The sequence below is a fragment of the Soonwooa sp. T0.1_25 genome, assembly GCF_057652215.1.
This window is the reverse complement of sequence record NZ_JBYFBZ010000030.1, coordinates 1-3532: the sequence shown is the minus strand read 5'-3', so window position 1 is coordinate 3532 and position 3532 is coordinate 1. Positions and strand designations below refer to the sequence as shown.

The window sequence follows — 3532 nt, the reverse complement described above, 5'->3', positions numbered from 1 at the left end:
GGGTTTTGCAAAATTACGCCTCCAAAGCTATGGCAGCCTCGTTTTTGGCGTAACTTCGCAAAGCCCTTTCCCGTTATGCGAAATTTTAACCAAACCACCGTCAATAATGTGTAATGCCCACAATCATCCTCCTAATTGTAATTGCAATTGGGGACAAGGCTCTAACTTCAGTTTTAGTGGAAGAGTAAGTATCTATGAAAAAATTATTGAAAAAGTAAATTTTTCGAAAAAAGTTATTCAAGAATTTATTCCTGGAAAATTATCGATAACGATTCCAAATGCATTATGTCCAGTTTGTAGCAAACCTGTTTTCTTTTATCAAAACAACTACGGATCTAGAGTTTTCTTTGACGAATTAGGAAGTCCTTGGCCAAAACATCCTTGTACAGATAATTCAACCTATTCAACAAAAAGTGGGAAAGTTTTGGATATATATGCAGAAAAAGATTATATAATTCCTAAAAAAAATTTTGACTCATTTACTTCATCTACAAAAAATTTATTGAAAAGAATCTTTCATAATCAATTTTATAAAAAAGGGTATAAAACATTATTTGAATTTCAAGATAAAGAATATTTGCTTTTAGATGAATTAGATAGTCATCCAGATTTAATGGTTTTAACAAAAAAGGGAGAAGACTATTTTCTAGAAACATATGAAATACTGACTGAAAATCAACAAGCAATAAAATTGCTATTAAAACATAATGCAAAAAAAGAACAATTAAAATTTTTTGAGATTGATAATAATGAAATTTTAGATATCGAGATTCTAAATAGTGTTTATTCAACAACTGAAATTAATCAATATTCAGTAAGGTCAATAGATTACGAAATTACATTTATAATGAATTTAGATGATTTTAGGGAAGAAAATAGAAAATCTATAAAATTCATGAAATATTTGGGAAACAAAGATTTTAATTTTTTTAAAGTAATCTATCAAAATGAACGTTTAAAAGAAATATGATAAAAAAAACCTCGCATAACATAGTATTGGCAAAATGCGGGGTTAAATATAAAGTAGAAAAAGTGGAAAAATTTATCCGCCGCTGCTTTTCATATTGTTTTTTTCCTTAATTTAGACAATCTGAAAAAGCATCGGCTCCGCTTGGTCTGAACTTGAACATTTGTTCAAATTAAGCCCGCACTTCGCCAATACTTTTTCCGTTATCTGCAATTGTTTTTCAAATATTACGTAAAAAATAATGAGTCAAAATGTTATTGAATTCTTAAGAAAAAAAGATTATAAATTTATTAGAAATATTGGGCAAGGCGGATTGGGAAAAACAATTTTATTGAAAGATGAAATTATTGATGAACAATTTGTTTGTAAAAAATACGATCCAATATCAGATGATTATAAAGAAATTTACTTTCAAAATTTTATAGACGAAATAAAATTTCTTCACAATGTATATCATAATAACATAGTTAGAGTTTTCAATTATTATCTATATCCTGATAAACTTACAGGATATATTTTAATGGAGTTTGTAGATGGGGAGAATATTAAAAATTATTTAGCAAGTAATCCACATTTAATAAGCTCGATTTTCAAACAAGTAATTGATGGATTTGCACATTTAGAAAATAATAATATTCTACACAGAGATATCCGTCCGGAAAATATTTTAATTTCTAATCAAAACACTGTTAAGATTATTGATTTTGGATTTGGTAAAAGGATAAATTTCAAGGAAGATTTTGACAAAAGCATATCAATAAATTGGAGATTTCAACCTCCAAGAGAATTTGAAAATAAAATTTATAATTTTCGTACAGAAATTTATTTTATCGGAAAATTATTTGAAGAAATTATAGTTGAAAGCGGCATCAATGATTTTATCTATAAAGAGGTAATAAATCAAATGACTAAATTAGATTATGATTCACGAATTGAAAATTTTAATTTGATTCAAAGGCATATAATTTCATTAGAGGATATTGAAATTGATTTCACTGATTCTGAAAAAGAATCATATAGAAATTTCGCACACAATTTGGGTGTCACATTTAGTAAAATTGAATCTAACACCGTCTATATTAAAGAAATCGAAAAAATATATAAAGGATTGGAGGAAGTTAAAAGAAATTCTTTGCTGGAAGATTACATACAAAATCCTGGTGCTATTGCAGAAAAATTTGTTAACGGTAACTTTCGTTATTATAAAAAAGCAGAATTTCCTTTACACGTTCTAAGTAATTTTATAAAGCTAATCAATTCTGTTTCTTCTGATAAACAAAAAATAATTTTAAACAATCTATGGCAAAGACTCGATAATATAGAAAGATATACAATTGAAGATGATGGACTTCCTTTTTAAGTATAAATAAACAACTGCAGATAACATTGTATTGGCAAAATGCGGGGTTGAATATAAAATAGAAAATGTGGAAATATTTATCCGCCGCTGCTTTTTATTTCCACATTTTTTTATAATTTAGTTCCAAGAAAAAGCATCGGCTACGTTTAGTTTTTCTTGAACTTTTCGTTCTTCGAAAGCCCGCGCTTCGCCAATACTTTTTCCGTTATGTGCAATTTTATCTAAACACGTGTCAAAATTAAGTATTCAAGAAATCGAAAATTCAGAAGAATTTAAAGCATTTTACAATTCCGCAACTTTATATTGCTCTACAATTGAAGAAAATTCTAATTTAACTGAAACTGAATATCTGAAGACAATTCAGTTTAAACTCTTAGAGCTTTATCTAAACGCATTAAATATTCCAACAATTGAACTTTTAACAGATCGCGAGTATGAAGATATATTAGATAAGAATGAATTTGAAAAAATAATGATTAATATTTCAAATCATCTTGGCAAATATAGATATTATTGGATGACTTTAAATCCAACAAAAGTTGAAAATGAAAATCAAACAATTTTAGGAGATTTATTAGATGACTTATCTGATATTTACAAAGATTTAAAATATTCACTTTTGATTTACAATCTTAATAAACTAGACTGTAAAGAAATCGCAATCTTTGATTTTAAATTTGATTTTGAAAAACATTGGAACAACCATTGTGTAAATGCACTGTACGGAATCAATTACTTTATAAAGCAAGGATAAAAAAGATGGAGAATATTAAACTAATATCATTATTTATATTTTCAATAGCATTAATTTTTTTCTGTTTAATTCTTGCATATCGAAAAGTAAAAAAGAGCCAAAAACTAACAGATACCCAGCGCATAAAAAAAATCAATGAAGACAATGAAAAAGAAGGTATTGCATATTTATTAAAAGGAATTTTAGAAACAATTCTAATGCTTTTCAAATAAAAACTGCACATAACAATGTATTGGCAAAATGCGGGGTTGAATATAAAATAGAAAATGTAGAAATATTTATACGCCGCTGCTTTCTCGTATTATTATTTTTTATAATTTAACAATCCGAAAAAAGCATCGGCTCCACGCAGTCTGAATTGAACTTTTCGTCCAATTTAGCCCGCACTTCGCCAATACTTTTTCCGTTATCTGCAATTTTATACCAATATTGCGGTTTTTAGAGGAAAATC

4 protein-coding genes are annotated in these 3532 nt (G+C 27.3%); all 4 read left to right on the top strand.

The features are described 5' to 3' along the window. Window positions 1-970 (top strand): hypothetical protein (locus tag AC23MB_RS14110; protein ID WP_487787619.1); only part of this gene is annotated, 970 nt, incomplete at its 5' end. Between the two features lie 238 nt (window positions 971-1208). Then, window positions 1209-2327: a protein kinase family protein gene (locus AC23MB_RS14105; RefSeq protein ID WP_487787618.1), complete on the top strand. Its 1119-nt coding sequence runs from the start codon at window positions 1209-1211 to the stop codon at window positions 2325-2327. A gap of 229 nt (window positions 2328-2556) precedes the next feature. Then, a complete protein-coding gene (locus tag AC23MB_RS14100; RefSeq protein ID WP_487787617.1) occupies window positions 2557-3081 on the top strand; it encodes a DUF5063 domain-containing protein in 525 nt (174 codons plus the stop codon). 5 nt (window positions 3082-3086) lie between these two features. After that, a complete protein-coding gene (locus AC23MB_RS14095; RefSeq protein ID WP_487787616.1) occupies window positions 3087-3293 on the top strand; it encodes a hypothetical protein in 207 nt (68 codons plus the stop codon). The last annotated feature ends 239 nt before the right edge of the window (window positions 3294-3532 follow it).